The organism is Microbacterium dauci (assembly GCF_030065535.1).
Taxonomy (GTDB): domain Bacteria; phylum Actinomycetota; class Actinomycetes; order Actinomycetales; family Microbacteriaceae; genus Microbacterium; species Microbacterium dauci.
This window is the reverse complement of the sequence record NZ_JASJND010000004.1, coordinates 12,568-30,429: the sequence shown is the minus strand read 5'-3', so window position 1 is coordinate 30,429 and position 17,862 is coordinate 12,568. Positions and strand designations below refer to the sequence as shown.

The 17,862-nt window shown below is 66.3% G+C and carries 13 protein-coding genes and 1 tRNA gene; 5 read left to right on the top strand and 9 right to left on the bottom strand.

Features of this window, described 5'->3' with window-relative positions:
• Positions 1-17: 17 nt before the first annotated feature.
• Positions 18-1,403, bottom strand: coding sequence for an MFS transporter (locus QNI14_RS05130; protein ID WP_283715319.1), 1,386 nt, complete (start codon positions 1,401-1,403; stop codon positions 18-20).
• A gap of 182 nt (positions 1,404-1,585) precedes the next feature.
• Between QNI14_RS05130 and QNI14_RS05125 the strand changes: the two genes are divergently transcribed.
• Positions 1,586-1,676, top strand: a tRNA-Ser gene (locus tag QNI14_RS05125).
• A gap of 49 nt (positions 1,677-1,725) precedes the next feature.
• On the opposite strand, the gene QNI14_RS05120 is transcribed toward QNI14_RS05125, so the two are convergent.
• The 8 genes from QNI14_RS05120 to QNI14_RS05085 form a co-directional block, all read right to left on the bottom strand.
• A complete protein-coding gene (locus QNI14_RS05120) occupies positions 1,726-2,613 on the bottom strand; it encodes a tyrosine-type recombinase/integrase (protein ID WP_283715318.1) in 888 nt (295 codons plus the stop codon).
• On the bottom strand, positions 2,610-3,155 hold the full coding sequence (locus QNI14_RS05115) for an FAD-dependent oxidoreductase (RefSeq protein ID WP_283715316.1): 546 nt from the start codon (positions 3,153-3,155) through the stop codon (positions 2,610-2,612). The genes QNI14_RS05120 and QNI14_RS05115 overlap by 4 nt, the downstream gene beginning before the upstream one ends.
• A gap of 630 nt (positions 3,156-3,785) precedes the next feature.
• A complete protein-coding gene (locus tag QNI14_RS05110; RefSeq protein ID WP_283715315.1) occupies positions 3,786-5,219 on the bottom strand; it encodes an L-fucose/L-arabinose isomerase family protein in 1,434 nt (477 codons plus the stop codon).
• A 91-nt stretch (positions 5,220-5,310) separates the two neighbouring features.
• Positions 5,311-6,888 carry a glycosyl hydrolase family 28 protein gene (locus QNI14_RS05105; RefSeq protein WP_283715314.1) on the bottom strand — a complete coding sequence of 526 codons (1,578 nt, stop codon included), beginning with the start codon at positions 6,886-6,888 and terminating at the stop codon, positions 5,311-5,313.
• Positions 6,889-7,103: 215 nt separating this feature from the next.
• Positions 7,104-10,169 (bottom strand): hypothetical protein, encoded by a 3,066-nt coding sequence (locus tag QNI14_RS05100; protein WP_283715313.1) that lies wholly within the window; start codon positions 10,167-10,169, stop codon positions 7,104-7,106.
• A 48-nt stretch (positions 10,170-10,217) separates the two neighbouring features.
• Positions 10,218-11,180 (bottom strand): N-acetylglucosamine kinase, encoded by a 963-nt coding sequence (locus QNI14_RS05095; protein ID WP_283715312.1) that lies wholly within the window; start codon positions 11,178-11,180, stop codon positions 10,218-10,220.
• Positions 11,177-12,598: an aldehyde dehydrogenase (NADP(+)) gene (locus tag QNI14_RS05090; protein ID WP_283715311.1), complete on the bottom strand. Its 1,422-nt coding sequence runs from the start codon at positions 12,596-12,598 to the stop codon at positions 11,177-11,179. Before QNI14_RS05090 ends, QNI14_RS05095 begins: the two co-directional genes overlap by 4 nt.
• Positions 12,595-13,497 (bottom strand): 5-dehydro-4-deoxyglucarate dehydratase, encoded by a 903-nt coding sequence (locus tag QNI14_RS05085; RefSeq protein ID WP_283715822.1) that lies wholly within the window; start codon positions 13,495-13,497, stop codon positions 12,595-12,597. The genes QNI14_RS05090 and QNI14_RS05085 overlap by 4 nt, the downstream gene beginning before the upstream one ends.
• A gap of 280 nt (positions 13,498-13,777) precedes the next feature.
• On the opposite strand from QNI14_RS05085, the gene QNI14_RS05080 reads away from it, so the two are divergent.
• From QNI14_RS05080 to QNI14_RS05065, 4 genes are all read left to right on the top strand, one after another.
• A complete protein-coding gene (locus tag QNI14_RS05080) occupies positions 13,778-14,611 on the top strand; it encodes a carbohydrate ABC transporter permease (protein WP_283715309.1) in 834 nt (277 codons plus the stop codon).
• Positions 14,611-15,435, top strand: a complete 825-nt coding sequence (locus QNI14_RS05075) for a carbohydrate ABC transporter permease (RefSeq protein WP_283715308.1) — start codon at positions 14,611-14,613, stop codon at positions 15,433-15,435. The genes QNI14_RS05080 and QNI14_RS05075 overlap by 1 nt, the downstream gene beginning before the upstream one ends.
• 71 nt (positions 15,436-15,506) lie before the next feature.
• On the top strand, positions 15,507-16,787 hold the full coding sequence (locus QNI14_RS05070; protein ID WP_283715307.1) for an ABC transporter substrate-binding protein: 1,281 nt from the start codon (positions 15,507-15,509) through the stop codon (positions 16,785-16,787).
• A gap of 57 nt (positions 16,788-16,844) precedes the next feature.
• Entirely contained in the window at positions 16,845-17,858 is a 1,014-nt protein-coding gene (locus QNI14_RS05065; protein ID WP_283715306.1) for a LacI family DNA-binding transcriptional regulator, read from the top strand.
• The last annotated feature ends 4 nt before the right edge of the window (positions 17,859-17,862 follow it).

Sequence of the window (17,862 nt, the reverse complement as noted above, 5' to 3'; positions counted from 1 at the left end):
TGCCACCGGGCCAGGTGTCAGCCGGGTTTATTGGTCGCCGCCTCAGGTTGCGTCGCAGGTCGCGGGTTCCGGATGCCGGCGAACGCGACGAGCCCGCCGATCGCGAGGAGTGCCGCCGTGACGATCGCGGCGCGGTGGAAGCCGTCGAGGTCGAGCGTTCCGCCAACGATCGCGGCGAGCACGGCGATGACGACGAGCCCGGCGATGCGGGCGACGGCGTTGTTGGTCGCGGAGGCGATGCCGCTGCGCTCGCCGCCGATGGCGCCGAGGATCGTCGAGGTCAGCGGCGACACCGTGAGGGCGAGGCCGAGCCCGAAGACGATCAGGCCGGGAAGGACCTGCGTCCAGTAGTCGAAGTCCTCGCCGACGGTGAGCAGGAGCAGCGAGCCCGCGGCCATGATGAGCGGGCCGGCGGTCATGAACAGGCGCGGGCCGAGCTTCGCCGACAGGGTGCCTGCGAGCGAGCTCAGGCCGATGAGCAGCAGTGTCGCCGGCAGGCTCGCGAGGCCCGCGAGGGTCGCTGAGAGGCCGGCTCCCTGCTGCAGGTAGACGCCGACCACGAAGCCGTTCAGCGACAGCGCGGCGTAGACGAAGAACGTCGAGACGTTGCCGGTCCAGAAGTTCCGGACGGTGAAGATCCCGAGGGGGAGGATCGGGTGCGCGGCGGTGCGCTGGCGCAGGATGAAGGCGACGAACAGGGCGGTGCCTGCGAGGAGCGGCATCCAGATCGCCTTGTGCGTCCACCCGAGGTTCGGCTGTTCGATGAGTGCGAAGACGATGCCGCCGAGGCCGAGCGTGCAGAGGACTGCGCTGAGCACGTCGATGCGGGCGTCGGGGGAGCGGTGGTCGGTGCCCTTCATGCGGGTGAGGAGCACGAACGTGGCCGCGATCGGGATGACGTTGACAAGGAACGCGTACCGCCACGACAGGGTGTCGACGAAGACGCCGCCGATGAGCGGGCCCGCGAGGGTCGCGCCGGTTGTCCAGGCTGTCCACTGGCCGATCGCCTTCGACTGCGCCGTCCCCTGGAGGAGCGACGTGATGAGGGCGAGCGAGCTCGGCACGAGGAACGCGCCCGCGGCGCCCTGGAGCGCGCGGGCGATGATGAGGGTGACCGGGTCGGGTGCGAGGCCGACGGCGATGGATGCCACACCGAACCCGATGAGCCCGATCTTGAGCACCAGCACGCGACCGTATGCGTCGCTCACCGAGCCGGCGAAGAGGATGAGCGAGCTCAGGGTCAGCAGGTACGCGTCGACGGTCCACTGCTGAGTCGCGAGGCCGCCGCCCAGGTCGTCGCTCATCGCGGGGAGAGCGACGTTCACGACCGTGCCGTCGAGGAACGCGACCGCTGATGCGAGCGCCGCGATCGCGACGATCAGGCGGGACGAGGGTGCGGTCACGTGCTCACCGTACGCCCGCCCCTGGCCGGTGTGGGCGGTGCGGCGTACCGTGCAGGAACGGATGCCACGAAGGAATCGCCATGACCTCGCCGCGCAGCAAGAGCGTGTTCGGGGAGCTGTATGGAGCGGACCGCGGCTGACTCGGTTCGCGGCATCCAGGATCGTGTCGTAAACTGGACGACGGTGACGTGTCCGAGCGGCCGAAGGTGCAACTCTCGAAAAGTTGTGTAGGGTAACCCCCTACCGTGGGTTCAAATCCCACCGTCACCGCCATGATAAGACCCCCGAGAACCGCGGAATCACGCGGATCGTCGGGGGTCTTTCACATTGTCGGACCGTCGTGTGGCAACAGATTGGCAACAACTGAGGAGGATCGGGCGCGATCGAGAGCGTCCGACACGCGGTTGAGGTCGTCGTCGAACAGGTCGGCGTAGGTGTCGAGAGTCATCGTTGCGGAGGCGTGGCCGAGCATGCGTTGTACTGCCTTGACGTTGGCGCCGGCGCTGATCGCGAGGCTGGCCGCGGTGTGCCGGAGATCGTGCGGCGAGATCCTGGGGAAGGTCGGGTCGAGTGCCTGTGCTCGCCGGACTGCGGACGCGAACCATCCATCCTGGGACTGCGGTCGGCGGGCGTGAGCGTCGCCGGTGCCGAAGACGAGGTCTTCGGGGTGCTTGCCGATGCACGCAGTGCGCAACGCCTCAGTGAGGAATCCGGGGTAAGGAACCGAGCGAGCCTCATTCGTCTTCGTTGAACCGACGTGCATGGTGGCGTTGACGAGGACGGCGTTCTCTTCGATGCGCAGGCGACGGCGAGCGGTGTCGACGTTTCGGACGCGGAGGCCGCTCAACTCGCCCCATCGGATGCCGGTGTAGGCGAGGGTGTAGACGATGGTGGGGTACCGCGACTGAGTGGCGAGGGTATCGACCTGCGCATGCGTCAGGTAGGCGCGGCGGCCGCGTTGCTTCTTGGGTAGCCTGACGGCTCGCGCGGGGTTCTGGGTGAGGCGCTTGTCGTGGACGGCGCCGTCAAGGATTGCAGCGAGCACTCCGTGGACCCGCAGGACAGTGGTTGCGCTGTGGGTCGTCGCGAGGCCAGAGATCCACGCTTGGACCTCGCTGTGTCCCACGCCGCCGATCGCTCGCTTGCCCCACTTGGGTTCGACGTGGACGCGCCAGGCGGACTCGACGGAGTGAAAGGTCGACGGCTTCATGACGGATCGTCGGCCGTCGACCCACTCCGTGCCGAGCACGCCCACCGAGACCTTGGCATCGATTGGATTGACGTAATCGCCGCGTGCTTTTCGGTCGCAGCGAGTTCGGACCGAATGAAGAGCTCGTCCTCGTACGCCCGCACTGCAGCATCGATGTCATCTGGGCGCGACGCGATTGCCAGCGCGAGCGACGAGCCGTCGTGCATTGCGAGATTGGCGCCTTCGCCCGCGAAAGGTGACATCACATGCGCTGCGTCGCCCAGGATGGTCACACCCGAGCGGTGCTCCCACGTGAAGCCGGGCCGAAGCGCGTGAATGCGACGCGGAGTGAGTGTGCCGTCGGCATGCGCGATGAGTCCCTGCAGCGAGGGATGAAAGCTGCGAAGTCGCTCGAGCAAGCCCCGCTTAGCTGCCGCCGTGTCTGCGAAGTCGATGTCGTCGAGCCAGTCTTCGTCGACTCGTAGCCCGAGATACGTGTGGAGACTTCCATCGGTTTCACGATGGCACAGCACACCGGTGTCTCCGTCGAGCGCGAATAGCATGCCCGTTCCCACAAGGGATTCCTGGACGGGGTGACGGTTGTCCGCCTCCCGGATGTCGGCTTCGACAAACGAAATGCCGGTCTAACGAGGCGTCTCGTCGGAAAGCAGAGCGCGCACCCTGGACCACGCACCGTCTGCGCCGGGAGCAGAGCTGCGTCCACCTCGGAACCGTCACCGAATGTCACGGCGTACCCGCCGTCAATCTGCGAGAAGGCGACGGCTTTGGACCCCCACCGCACCGTGCCCTCGGGAAGTGAGTCGATCAGCATGTCGCGCAACTGCCCTCGCTCGACTTCGGGGCGGCGACGCGAACCGTCGTCCTTCTCGTCAAGGAGAATGTTCGCGTTACAGTCCATCACCCTGGTGGCCTCACCGCCGCGGTGGATCAGCTTGCTGAACTCCTCCCACAACCCGGCAGCGCGGATGGCACGCTGACCGTTGTAGTCATGGATGTCCAGCATGCCACCCTGGGCCCGCGCCGTGCTGCTGCGCTCGAGGTCGTAGACACGGTCGGCGATGCCGTTCACGTGGAGAACACGCGCCGCGAGGAGGCCCCCGAGTCCGGCGCCGATGACGATGGGATGGTCTGTAATCATGAGCGGACTCCTTGGCGAGGTGAGCGTAGCGCGCTTACACGTGGCGGTACTCGACGTCGAGGAGCCCTGCCGCCGCGGCGTAGTCGTCGGCACGGTGCCCTAGAGAAAGCGACCAGTGGTGACCCACGCCGGTGGCTGACCACTCATCCACCCACTCGCCTGGGTCGCGCCCGAAATCCACCCGGCTCGTCGTGTTGCCGATCTCCAGTAGCGGTCCGGGGACCACCTGTCCTTCGGAGGTGATAAACGAAAGAGACCCATCGCTGTTCTGGCCCAGGCCGAGCAACGTGACCGGGCCGTGGCGGACGTCAAACTCCACCGACACGCCCCAGCCGCGCTTCCCGTGATAAACGCCGAGGCCTCGCAATAGTGGATCGCGACTGGATACGGCGAGGTGGGCTGGCCCGTCGTGACCCATCTCAACGACCGAATCCTCGAAGTTCAATGCTTGGATTTCGCAGAAGGATCCGCCCGCGCCCACCACCTGTGTGACAAGTTGCGCGACAGTGGTCCGCAGCTCGAACTCACCGGTGGTCGGGACCCCTTGCGCCGTGAGCAAGGACGCGCCGAGGATCATGCCGGCGCCGAGGCGCTCGTGCAATTCGCCCTCGAGGCCTCGGTGGTAATAGGCAAGCGTGTCGAGCTCGAAGTCCTCGACCAGCTGATCCAGCGCGACCGATACCCGTGCGCCCCATGCGAAGTCGTCCTCGTCTACCGACTCGTCAACAGCGAAGATCTCTCGTGCGAGCGCCACACGTGCGGCAACCTCCCTTTCGGATACCGCGTTGGTCCGCACCCGGAGGTCGTCGAACTCGAGCACCTCGACGTGTGAGCCAAAGGTCGAAGGAAGGAGCGTGAGGTCTGTCGACACATCCAGCATCCCCGGATACAGGTGACCCATAAGGCCGTGTCGCGCGTGTCGGAGGGCGGCTCGAACGTGCGCTGCATTGATCCAGCGTGAGATGCGCTGCCATGCCGACTCCTGGGTGAGAAACCCAGAGACGGAGCGGAAGGGGATGCCCGCTCGACGGAACACATTTCCGAGTTCCGGAACCGGGCATTGGCCGCAATATGCAAGCCATGCGCCGGTGTCAAAGTTCGCATGGTCCATCTTCTCGGTGGGCTGCAGGTCGATGACCAAGACCGGTGCGTGCGCACGCTGGGCAATGGGCAGCACCATCGAACTCGTGAGGTAGGTGGTCAGAAACAGGACGATGAGGTCGCAATCGACCTGCCGTAGCTTCTCGGCGGCCGCGGCGCCTTCCTGCGCATCAGAGATAAACCCCACGTCGATGACCTCGGCGTCCATCTGGCTGAACCGTTCGGACACGTAAGACGCCGAAGCCTGCAACTGAGGAAGGAGGTTGGGGAACTGCGGCCAGTACGTTCCCAGTCCGCCGGCTACCAGCCCGATGCGGGGCTTGCGGCGACGAATCGGTGAGAGGAGGTCCGTCAACGGAGTGGGCATTTCATCCTTCGAAGCAGATCGGGGCGACTGTGAATCGATTCACAGTCGCCCCGATCCTATGGCTAACGATTCCGCTTCCGCAACGCCGGGGCTACGGGACGATCTGGATGTTGGATGCGTCACTCACGTTCGTGACGTTCATCTGCTGCAGTGTCGTCGCTGTCGTCGTACTCCCCGGCATGCGGATCGCTTCGAACTTCACGTCGGTGATTGGTGCCCCCGGCACGCCAGTGATGCGTGCCGGGGTTGTGCCAGCGTCACGGACGCGGATCCGTGTGAGGTCGATGTCGGTGACGGGACCAATACCCTCCGATGTCGCTCCGGTCCACAGCGCCATCCAAGTGCGGTTGCCGTCGCCGCAGGCGCTGTGTCCCACGCGTTCAACGTCGATGTCCTCGAACTGGACGCTTACCGCGCCGGCCGTCCCGTACTTGTGGTGGATGCCGATAGCGACCGAAGAGTCGTAGATCGTCGCGTTGCGGAAGGTGATGTTCAGTTGCTGCTGAAACACGCCCTGGCCGACCTTCACCCCGTAGCAATGGGTCCAGCTCACCAGGTCGTCGAACGTGACGTTCTCCATCGGCCGGGGCGATCCGGGCACGTTCTTGAATAGGTCGATATGGTTCGCCCAAGTCTTTGTGCTGAACGGGTCGTCGAGGCCGATGCCGATGGCGTTGGTGACGGTGACGTTCCTGGATTCCATCACGTCGATGCCGTCGTTCTCGCCCATGTCGAACCGGTTGAAGATCTTCATATTGCGGAAGGCCATGTTGGTAGATCGGGTGGGCATGATGGCCCAGCTGCTGGACTCGCGGAAGGTGATCCCATCCACAGTGAAGCCGTCAGTGTAGATCGGCACGAGGAGGTTCACGCCCAGATTGCTCGGCTGCAGAGAGGCCATCCCGTTGCCGTCGATGATTCCCCGCCCGGTGATGGAGATGTTCGTCGTGGAGTACCGGGTGGAGAGGAACCAAGTGATGTCGCGCGCCTGCGAGTTTTTGCGCCAGTGCACGTCGTAGTTCGCTCGCACACCGGTGTATTTGAGGACAGCGCCCGGCGCGAGGTACAACTTCAGGTTGGAGCGGAGGTAGAGCGTACCGAGCGTGTAGACGCCGGCGGGCACGTACACCGTGCCTTGCCCGCCGTTCGCTGACCCCCACGCGGCCGCGTCGTTTAACGCGTTCTGGAACGCCGTCGTGGAGTACTGCGGCCCCGGGCTTGCCGAGTAGGGCGACGCCGTCACGTTGAAGATGCCGGTTCCCGAGCTAGCGGGCTTGTTCGTCTCGAGCGGATCGATAGCGATGACTAGGTCAGGACGACTGTCGATTTTGACGATGAGGTACTCGTCTTTAGTGACTGTGAAATTCAGTGTCGACCCGGATACCGAACCGGTGAGCCCGAGCTTGCGAGGACTGATCGAGTAGGACCCGATGTTGGTGTTGTTGATCTTCCGGATGGAGATCGCCGCTTCGCCGCTGCCCATGGCGAACTGGGCGATGTCGTAGCCGGCGTAATCCTGAACCGGCACGCTCTGTCCGTTGACCGTAAGCACGAAATCGGGGGAGGCGGGGTAGGTGGACTGGAGGGGGTAGATGTCCAGCGGAGCGGGCGCCGCCAGCGCCGCGGGCGCTGGTAGCGCGACGAGCATGCCTGCCGCGAGCACACCCACGAAGACGGAGGCTAGGTTCCGGATCAGTGGCTTCATTGTCACTTCCTGCTTGGACCGCGAGACGACGGCGCAAGGTGTGGGTCCTCAACATCGAGCCCGATTGTGAATCGATTCACAATACCCTTAGGATAGCGCGACCGCTTTGCGTGGTCAACGATGAACGAAGGAGGTGCCGGGGCACCAGCCCCGGCGCCTCCCGTGCGCATCTGGCCGTTCTAATCGTCCTGACGCACGCGGACGTTGTCGAAGTCCACAGCGGCGCGGCCGGTGATCAGCTGGACAAAACCAGCACCGGTTACAGGATTGGGGTCAGTTACCGTCACCCGAGGCACGGAGCTAGTGCCCACGAAGACGCGTAGCGTCGCTCCGTCTGCCTCCACTCGGAGGGTCGTCGTTCCGCTGAGCGCCGATCCGGTGCCGCTGGCGATGACGCCTTGACCCGCTCGATAGACGTCGACCGAACCGTTCTGACGCACGTAGACCAGGTATCCGCTCGTCGTGTACGCGTCACCGGCGTTGGCGGTGCGCAGCTGAACCCCCGCGAACGCGGTCGAGGTCGCGGTGCTTCGGAAGGTGACGTCGACCTCCACCGAGCCATCAGCGACGCGCAGGCCGTCCACGACCGACCGCCACCCCGTCCGGGTTGTGTCGCTCTGCCGGAACACACCCTCCGTCGCCGACCACACCCCATCCACGCTGGTCCACGCCGCCTCTGTCGCCGGGGGAGACGAGAAGCTGTCCCTGAACACTGTGCCGTCCGCGGCCGCGACAATCGCCAGCGGAACCTGGTCCTGCTCGACGGTTCCCGCCGTCAGCTCGGTACGGACGGCGAGCGTACACTCACCGGGAAGAAGGGTCTCCCGCACCGTCACCGTCACCTCCCCGGCGCCCTGAAGGCTGGCAGGCTCGACAAGGCAGGGCCCGCTGACCGTGGACGCCGAGACCCGGGTGCCGGACACCCTCACTACCAGGTCGCTGCCCGCGGTGACGGACTGGGACGTGCCGGTCACCGTGACGCGGTCCTTGCCGATGTCGGACTGCGCGACTGCCCGCACGATACGGGACTTGTCCTTCCCCGTCAGCATCGCCTGCTGCACGAGGGAGTTGAGCACCGCCGTGACGTGGGAGACGAAGTCGTCATGGCTGGGCCACTGCTCGTCGGCGCGGAGCAGATCATTGATGGTGCATCCGGTGCCGTCGTCGATGTTGGCCACCCCGGTGTCCGTCTTTCCGATGACCACCTGCCCGGCTGTGTTCGAAGCCGGGCAACGGTCATCGAGGATCCGCAGCGAGTACTTCAGCGCGCCGGTCGCGTTGATGTCCAGAACCTGCAGGGTCCGCTGACCACCGGCGACAGGGAACGACGTAGGACGGATGGTCGCCGAGGCGTCACCGTCCCACGTGATCTCGAGGCTCCGCCCGTCCCGGTGGAGGATGACGCCGTGCGCGGTCGGAGCACTGGTGGAGGTGCCGTCGGGAACGGGATTGCCGTTGTCCCACAGCAGCTCATCGCTCTCACCCACGATGAGCGGGATGCGTTCGAAGAAGGCGCCGAAGGTCGAAACGGCGACACTCAGCTCTTCACCGAGGGTGACCTTCTTTATCACGGTGCCATCGGCGGGCGCGTAGCTCACTTCGAGCGCGTCCGTCGCGCCCGCATCGTCCGGATCGGTCGGCGCGCCGGCGATGGAGTAGCTGGGCTCCGGCTGGTCGTACGAATCCATGCGAAACACCCCGCCGACCACCCGCCCGGTGCCCCAGGACAGTTCGGAGGCTGCCGGGCGAGTCCGTGGTCCACCGATGGCGGGTGCGTTCTGACTCTGAATGACCACACCCATCTCGGGGTCGTACAGATAGTTCAAGCCAAACCGCTGGTTGTCCCAGAATCCGTACTGAGTGTTGACGTGCTTGCCGAACGACAGTGCGGTGACATACGTGTCCCGCTTCGCGAAGACGAACTCCTGACCCAAGAGCGAGTCAGCCCGATAGTCGGTGTAGTTGCCGGGGGCGTACGGGCGGAGGGTCGCAATCGCGTCCAGCCGCTCGGTGGCGCTGGGGTAGTTCTCAGCGCCTAGGACTACGTCGCGCACGAGTGCAGGATCCATGTACGACCAGGCCGCGGCGATCTTGGGTGCGACGGTGGAGTCCCACGTTCCGGCGGCGAACGTCGCCCGTTCCTCCGCGACCACCTCTGCGGTGCGCCCGTAGGCGCCGGCTTGTGGGATCACTCCTGACCACAGGTGATTTGCGCCGATGGGGATCTGGTCGGCGTAATTCCACCCGCGGTGTCGGGAGTCGGTGGCGGTGTTGATGAAGAATCCGTCGAGTTCCTGGTCGTACAGCAACTGGTACTGCGCCCAGTCCATGTACGCGGTCTGCATCTGGTCGATCACACCCCGGGTCGCTGGATCGCCCCACCCGACGAGGTCTTCGGACTCGACCTCCAGGCTGTAGCGGTGTGCGACCGTGCCGTCCCGGTAGAAGCCCGCTTCGCTCTGCGAGGTCGCACGGTGCTCGGTGAGACGCTCCTCGAAGCGTGCCCGGAGCGTGGGGTCGTCGAATCGGTGCACCAGGTTGGAGATGCCCACCAGTCCACTGGCGACCTGGTTGGCGAACTGGTCGCCACGCGGACCCCACACTTCGACGTCCTCGAGGAACCAGCCGGCAGCGCGCTTCAGCGCCGCGGTGAGCTGGTCCGTCAGCCGGGGATCGATGGTTGGGTCCGTTTCGAGCAGGTCCAGGAGCTCCGCGTAGAGCTCGAGGGCGAACCCGGTCGCTGCCCGCGACTCGAGGTCCCCGCCGCCTTGCGGGAAGGAGCCGTCGGCGTTTTGCCGCGTGAGAAGGAATTGGACAGCGGCATTGAACCTGAGCCCGAGCGCCTCGTCGTGGAAGTACGCGTTCCAGGGTCGGTCCGTGGCGTAGAAGTAGCCGAGCGTCAGCACGTTCTCCATGACGCGCGCATCATTCGTTCCTTGCCCGGGACGCCAGCAACCACACGTGATGAAGCCATAGTTCGTTGGGTTGTCGTCGTGGACGGAATTCGCCAGACGGGCGACGTTGCCCAGATACGGGGCGACATCCTGCTCCAGCCCGTCGAACGCGGCAAGGTCGATGCTGGAGCCCTGGATGGGCGCCACCTCGGGAAGGGGACCAGAGACCGGCCACGGGAGCATCGCATCCGCGGGCTCGTTCCCGAACGCGACCGACGGCTGAGATCCGAGCGCGAGCGCGGCGACAACGGCGGCCGCGACGACGCGACCGGCACGTGAATGGAAGAACATGAACACCTCTTTGTGATTTCTGTTGATAATGAGCGGGGACGAGTGGGTCTACAGGACTGGGTCAACTCCGGTGGTGAAGGCGGGGACTGCGCACTCAGCGACCCGGCTGCGCAGCGGGTGGTCAGCTGCTAGCGAGGGCAGCGCCTGCGCGCCGTCGATCCCTGTGCCGCGGGGGACGGAGATAGTCGCCTTCGGCCAGGAAGCCTGCAGCAGCCGTTCGAACGGGCGGCGAATGGCTTCCGCGTCGAAGACGCCACCGATTGCGGCGACCTCGGGGCCTTCCGCCCACGCCTCCGGTCCGCCCTGCACCCGACGGAGCCCGGCCTCGACAGCCATAGACAGTTCTTGGGCAGCGGCGCGGCAGATGGCTGCTGCCGTGGCGTCCACCGCGGCGAGTTCGCCGACCTGCCGGGCGAACGACGCGACAACGCGGACACGGTCGGCGTCCCCCTGCAGGTCGATGTACGCCGCCTCCGGGTCAGGCCACTGGTTGGTGAGCATCTGCAGCAAGCGAGTCGGCGCCGCGCGGCCGTCGTAGGCGCGCATCGCCGCCTCGAGTCCCGCTCGCCCGATCCAGTACCCGCTGCCAGCGTCGCCGAGAAGGTTTCCCCAGCCGTCCACACGGGCTACGGACCGGGCGCCGACAGCGAGCGTGACCACCCCGGTGCCAGCGGCAACGACCGCACCGGGATTGGCTCCAAGCGCGCCAAGGTAGGACGTGACGGAGTCGTGAGCGATGACCACCCGGCGCACCCCGGCTGGCTCGAGGCGCACCAGCAGCTCTTGCCCTTCGCGGGCGTCGTCGACCAGCCCGGAGACCCCGGCGGCCACGGTGTGGATGGGCCTTGCCCACTGCCCGGCCGCACGGAGCACTGCCTCGGCGATCTGCTCGGCTGGCGGGTTATGAGTGCGCACACCCGGCATGGTCATCTGGAGGACGTGGATGTCCTCAGACAGGCGCAGCTTGATACCTGTCTGTCCCGCATCGACGGACAGCGTTGCCGGGGTCATGCGCGCACCACTGGCGTGGATTCTGGCTCCAGCACACCATCGACGCGTCGCGGGACACCCAACGGATTGCGCTCCTGGAGGGCGGGAGGGAGGAGGAGGTCAGGGGCGTTCTGGTAGGCAATCGGTCGCAGGAACCGCCGCACGGCGGTAGCGCCGACGGAGGTGAACTGTGACGTCGTCGCCGGGAAGGGTCCGCCGTGGTGCTGCGACCAGGTCACGGCAACTCCGGTGGGCCACCCATCGAACAGCACACGCCCGGCGAGACGTTCCAGCCTGGGCACGACGTCGCTGACATCGTCGGAGGCGTCAGCGTGAACGGTCGCAGTGAGACTTCCCTCCAGGCTGTCGAGGGCGACCGGCAGCGAGGCGTCGTCATATCGCACCAGCAGTGTGACCGCGCCGAACACCTCGGTGCGCAGCAGCTCCGGGGTGGCGATGACCGTCGCCGCCTCGGCAGCTGCCACGAGGGGTCCTCCACGAACGCCGGCAATCAACTCCACCCCGGGAGTTGCGAGCAGATCGTCGACACCGCGGTCGAACGCCGCCTGCATGGCGGGTGTGAGCATCTGCGGGCTGGTGGCCGGCACGTCCAGCGCGGATTCCAGGCTGGACGCGCGCGGAACGAAGACGACGCCGGGCTTGGTGCAGAACTGTCCTGCCCCCAGAGTCATCGACGCCACCAGCCCCGCGGCCAGCTCCGTCCCACGGTGCTGGTCGGCTGCGGGGAAGACCACGACGGGGTTGATACTGCCCAGCTCTCCGTAGAACGGGATGGGAGTCTGCCGCCCGGCGGCCAGGTCGAACAGGGCGCGCCCGCCCTCGGTCGAACCGGTGAATGCCACCGCTGTCACTGCTGGGTGCTGAACCAGCGCGGGCCCGGCATCGAAGCCTTCTACGATCCCGAACGCGCCGGCGGGTGCGCCGGCGTCCGCCAGCGCCGCCTGGACCACTGCGGCGGTGCGGCGGGACAGTTCGGGGTGGGCTGGGTGGGCTTTGACGACGACCGGGCAGCCGACGGCGAGGGCTGAGGCGGTGTCACCGCCGGCCACCGAGAAGGCGAATGGAAAGTTCGACGCGGCGAAGACCGCGACCGGCCCGAGGGGCCGGAGCATGCGCCGCAGGTCGGGTTGCGGCGGGGTCGCATCTGGACGGGCGTGGTCGATGACCGCCTCAAGGTATGACCCCTCGGTGATCACCTCGGTGAACAGGCGAAGCTGGTTGGTGGTGCGGGTGACCTCTCCGGAGAGCCGGGGTGCGCCCAGGTGAGTCTCCTCATCGGCGAGCGCGACCAGCTCGGGCGCGTTCTCGTCCAAGCGGTCCGCGACGGCCCGCAGCCACCGGGCCCGGTCATGGTCCGTTGCGGTGCCCACAGCGGGGACAGCGGCTGTGGCTGCTGCCACGACGTCGTCGACGCTCATCGCAGGAGGTCCTCTCCCTCGTCGAGAATCCGCTCGAGCTCCACCAGGTCGGTGAGTGTCGGGTCGACCAGCGGTGGGCGGACTGCGCCGACGGGCAGACCGCGCGCGCGGAGCCCTGCCTTGATCAGCGAGACCCCGTATCCCGGCACCCGGTCTCGCAACACGACAAGCGGTTCGTAGAACCGGGTGAGGATCTCATCGGTGCGGGTTTGGTCGCCGCTTTCGTGGGCATGGAAGAAGGCGGTGGCCACGGCCGGTGCCATCGCAAACGCCGCGGACGAGTAGTGAGGCACGCCGATGGCCTGGTAGGCGCGTTGGCTCAGCTCAGCGGTGAGCAGTCCGTTGAAGAACAGCACGTCGTCGCGTCCGGCGCGCTGTGCTGCCAGGGTGAACTGCTGCGCGGCGGCGATGTCGCCCACGCCGTCCTTCACGCCGATGACTCGGGGATCGGTCAGCAGTTGTGCGATGGACTCCGGGGTGAACGCGCCCAGGCCGCGGTGGTAAACGATGACCGGAAGATCTGTCGCGTCGGCGATGGCGGTGACGTAGCCAATGAGGCCCGCTTGCGGCGCTGACACCAGGTAGGGGGGCAGCACGAGCACGGCGTCCGCGCCCGCTGCCTGTGCGGCGCGCGCGACGATGCGGGCGTGACCGAGCGGCCCACCGGCGCCGGCGATAACGGGGACGGCGCCGTCCGCGACGTCCACTGTCGCGCGCACCACCGCGTCGTACTCGGTCGCATCCAGAGCATGGAACTCGCCTGTCCCGCATGCGGGGAACACCGCGCCGGGTCGGTGGGCAAGCGAATCGGACAGGTGTCGCTCGAGGATCGGTACGGCGACCCCGCCGCGCGAATCGAACGGTGTCACAGGAAAGAACAGCACTCCGTGCAACTGCATAGGGAGACCTCGTTTCGGCGCATGCCGCCGCACGGGCGGCTATCGTGGTGGATCGATTCACAACTTGTCCGACTTTCGCTTGCGCGATTCCGGGGGGCTGTGTATAGAGTGTCTTGTGAATCGATCCACGGTGTCAAGTGGGTCGCCGACGGAAGTAGACAAAGTGGTCTGGATGACTAGTGAGGCGCCGCCCACCGAGCTGCCGAGCGCGCCCCCCCGGGCAAGCAGCTCGAGCCGGCGTCGAGCGGGTCGCGCTGGTGTCAGCGTGCCTTGGTGGTTCGTGGTTCCCGCGCTGGCGATCTACCTCTTCATCGTGGTAGTCCCCAGCTTCCGCGGCGGCTTCTTCTCCTTCACCGACTGGAACGGTCTCGGCGACGACTGGAACTTCGTTGGCTTCGAGAACTTCGCCGATGTCTTCACCGACAGGGCCGCACAGGCCGCGCTGATGAACACCATCATCTTGGCGGTGGTGGCCACCGTGGTCCAGAACGCCATCGGTCTTGCATTGGCGCTCGGCGTGAACACGATGGTCAAGTCCAGGTATGTGCTGCGCGTGATCTTCTTCGCGCCGGTCGTGCTCACCCCGCTGGTCGCCGGCTACGTGTGGAGCTACCTGCTCTCACCAAGTGGCGCAGTCAACGAGGCATTGAAAGCAGTCGGGCTGGGAGCGCTGGCGCAGGACTGGCTCGGCGACCCCCGGTTCGCTCTCGGCTCCATCATCGTGGCCATCGTGTGGCAGTTCTCCGGCTACTCGATGGTGATCTTCCTCGCCGGTCTGCAGGCGATCCCCGACGAGATCATGGAAGCCGCCGTCATCGATGGAGCCGGCCCCTGGCGTCGGTTCCGCAGCGTGATCTTCCCCCTCCTCAACGGCGCCATCGTCATCAACGTCATGCTTTCTCTCATCGGCGGGCTCAAGCAGTTCGACCAGGTCGTGGCAATGACAGGCGGCGGACCGGGCACGGCCACGGAGACCATCTCCACCCTGATCTACAAGAATGCGTTCGCGTTCGGCGAGTACCCGTTCTCCACCGCGCTGGCCGTCGTGATGACCGTGCTCATCGCGGGCTTGGCTGCCGTTCAGTACCGGCTCACGTTGCGGAAGGCCAACTGATGTACCGTCGCTACACCGCCACCACGCTGGTCCGCGAGATCGTCCTGATCCTCGCAGCCGTTGTCTTCGCCATTCCGCTGGTTGCCCTGCTGAATGTGTCACTCAAGCCGATGAACAGCGGCACGGGCGCGCTGTCTTTCGCGTGGCCGCCGACGCTGGACAACTATGTCCAAGCCTGGAACCAGGCCGCGCTCGGCGGGGCGCTGATCAACAGCACGATCATCGCCGTCATCAGCGTCGCCCTCATCGTGGTGATCTCCGCGCTGGCGGCGTACCCTCTGGCCCGAGTGACCCGACTCTGGTCGCGGTGGACGTTCTATGTCTTCATCGGCGGGCTCATCATCCCGGCGCAGCTGGCGCTCCTGCCGCTGTACACCACACTGCGTGATCTCGGGCTTATCGGATCCCTGTGGGCAGTCATCCTCATCAACGTCGGGACCGGCATGCCGTTCTCGATCTTCTTGTACACGACGTTCCTCCGGGAACTGCCGATGGACTACGAAGAGGCGGCCCTCTTGGACGGCTGCGGGCCGTCCCGCGCCTTCGTCAGCGTCGTCTTCCCGCTGGTGCGCCCGGTGACCGGGACCGTCATCATCCTCAACCTCGTGGGCATCTGGAACGAGTTCTTCGTTCCGCTGTTGTACCTCTCTGGCAGCGGCAACACCACCGCTCCGGTCGCCATCTACAGCTTCGTCAGTCAGTACGTCACCGTGTGGCCGCTGATCTTCGCGGGGCTCGTCATCACCGTCATCCCGATCCTTGTCGTCTATTTCTCGCTGCAGAAGTACGTCATCAAGGGCTTTGCGGGAGGGCTCAAGGGATAGTGTCCCGGCACTTTTCCCAGCGGCGCGCATCACACGCACCAGGGCACCTGCCCACTTCCAAAGGAGGAAAGATGAGTTCTACGACGGCACAGCGGCGCACTGTTGCGCTAGCTTCGGCCGCAGTCGTTGCACTGGCGCTCGCCGGCTGCTCGACCGACACCAACGCCGGATCGGAGGGAGAGGGCAAAGTGCTCACCTTCACCGCCGCTGGGGAGGCGCCCGCGCAAGCTGTCATCGACGCGTTCGAGGACGCCAACCCCGGTGTCACAGTGAAGGCGACGTTCGCCAACGACGACGCCTCGTATCAGCAGACGCTGCGCACGCAGCTGTCTGCGGGAACGGCGCCGGATGTGTTTCGCATCTGGCCCGGCGGTGGTAACGCCACCGCCGTGCGCACGCTGGGCGACGATGATCTGCTGATGAGCCTCGAGGACGAGCCATGGGCGGGCGAACTCAGCGACTCCCAGCGGTCGGTGTCGGTGAACAGCGACGGAACCCTGGTGGGCATCCCGGTCACGGTGGTGGGGATCGGCGCGGTGTGGAACGACCAAGCACTCGCAGAGGCGGGCCTCACTCCGCCCACCAAGTGGAGCGAGGTCCTGGAGTTCTGCAAGGCGGCCAACGACAAGGGCAAGGTCGCTTTTGCGCTGGGTCTGAAGTCGGCCTGGACCACCCAGCTGGTGCCGTACGCGCTGACCTCGACCCTCGTCTACGGCCCCGACGCGGACTTCACCGAGCAGCAGCTGGCCGGTTCTGCCACCTTCGTCGACTCGGAGTGGCAGAACGCCATGGACAAGTACGCCGAGATGCGCGACGGCGGCTGCTTCAACGAGAACCCGAACGGCGTCGGCTATGACGAGCAGATGACGAGCCTCGGTGAGGGCACCGCGCTCGGCGCCATCCAGGTGACCTCGGCCGCCGCCAACGCGCAGCAGTACGCCGCCGAGGACACGACGTTCTCGATGACCCCAGTGCCCGCCACCGACGACCCGGCCGACACCTACCTGCCGGTGTCCGTGGGTATCGAGTACGCCATCAACGCCGACGCCAAGGAGCCTGAACTCGCCAAGAAATTCCTCGAGTTCCTTGCCTCCAGCGAGGGCCAGGCGATCTACGCCACCGAGTCCGGTGCAGCGCCTGCACTGCCCTCGGAGGACTTCGAGACAGGCCCCGTGTTGGCCGCGGTCGCGGAGTACCAGGCTGACGGCCGCGACCGTCCGTTCCCGGACGTGTTCTGGCCCAACCCGAAGGTGCAGAGCGAGCACCTCACCGCGATCCAAGAGCTGTTCAACGGCAGCATCAGCGCCACGCAGGTGCTTGAGCGGATGGACGCGGCGTTCGCCGAAGGATAATCACGCAGGGCAGGCCGGCCCCCGGGGCCGGCCTGCCCACCCCCATCAGGAGACATCATGACCCCCGAGATCAACCGACAGGCCGTCACGGTCAGCGACGTCGCCAAGCACGCCGGCGTGTCCAGGGCCACCGTCTCCTACGCTCTGACCCAGCCCACGCGCCTGTCCGATGACATGCTCGCCCGGGTGCAGGCGTCCATCGCTGAGCTGGGTTACGTCCGCAACGACGCCGCACGTCGTCTGCGTGTTGGCCGCAGTCAGGCGCTGGGGCTCGTCGTCGCCAACAGCCGGAACCCGGTCTTCGCCGAGCTGGCGTCGGGAGCCGAGGAGGAAGCCGCCCGCCACGGCATGTTCATCCTGCTCGCCAACGCCGACGACAACGCCGACCGGGAACGGCAGTACCTGAACTTCTTCGAGTCGCAGCAGGTCAACGGTGTCCTCATCGCACCGGTCGGTTCCGTCCCGGACGAACTCGTCGAACTTCGGCAGAAGGGGACCCCGTTCGTTGTCCTGGGCAAGCCGCAGGAGGAGATGGTGTACCCGTCCATCAGCGGTGACGGCAGAAGCGGCGGCCGGTTGGCGACCGAGCACCTCATCGCGCAGGGTCGGCGGCGACTTCTGTTTGTCGGAGGACCCCACCCGCAGGTCGCGGATCGTCGTGAGGGAGCGCAGGACGCCATCGCAGCGGCTGCGCATCCCGTTCACCTGGAGACCATCTCCGTGCCCCTTCAGACGGTCAGGGCCGGTGAGGAGATCGGTGAACAGCTGCTGCGGCGCGGCGAGCTTCCCGACGGCATCTTCGCCGGTAATGACCTCCTCGCCCTCGGTCTTATGCACAAGCTCATCGCGGCAGGGGTCCGCATCCCCGAGCAGGTTTCCCTCGTCGGATACGACGACATAGAGTTCGCCGAATACGCCATCGTCCCGCTCACCAGCATCCGCCACGCGGGGGACAAGATGGGGGCAGCGGCTGTCCGGCAGGTCCTCGGCCTCGAGCATGCGGGCGACCCCGCCGCCGACCAGTACGCGCCGCAGCTGCTCGTTCGCGCCACATCCCTGCAGACGGGATGACCCG

Coding starts and splice junctions, on each gene's coding strand:
- QNI14_RS05120 (WP_283715318.1), bottom strand. CDS start 2,613: ATGAAGCCGTCGACCTTTCACTCCGTCGAGTCCGCCTGGCGCGTCCAC.
- QNI14_RS05115 (WP_283715316.1), bottom strand. CDS start 3,155: ATGCTATTCGCGCTCGACGGAGACACCGGTGTGCTGTGCCATCGTGAA.
- QNI14_RS05110 (WP_283715315.1), bottom strand. CDS start 5,219: ATGCCCACTCCGTTGACGGACCTCCTCTCACCGATTCGTCGCCGCAAG.
- QNI14_RS05100 (WP_283715313.1), bottom strand. CDS start 10,169: ATGTTCTTCCATTCACGTGCCGGTCGCGTCGTCGCGGCCGCCGTTGTC.
- QNI14_RS05095 (WP_283715312.1), bottom strand. CDS start 11,180: ATGACCCCGGCAACGCTGTCCGTCGATGCGGGACAGACAGGTATCAAG.
- QNI14_RS05090 (WP_283715311.1), bottom strand. CDS start 12,598: ATGAGCGTCGACGACGTCGTGGCAGCAGCCACAGCCGCTGTCCCCGCT.
- QNI14_RS05085 (WP_283715822.1), bottom strand. CDS start 13,497: ATGCAGTTGCACGGAGTGCTGTTCTTTCCTGTGACACCGTTCGATTCG.
- QNI14_RS05075 (WP_283715308.1), top strand. CDS start 14,611: ATGTACCGTCGCTACACCGCCACCACGCTGGTCCGCGAGATCGTCCTG.
- QNI14_RS05070 (WP_283715307.1), top strand. CDS start 15,507: ATGAGTTCTACGACGGCACAGCGGCGCACTGTTGCGCTAGCTTCGGCC.
- QNI14_RS05065 (WP_283715306.1), top strand. CDS start 16,845: ATGACCCCCGAGATCAACCGACAGGCCGTCACGGTCAGCGACGTCGCC.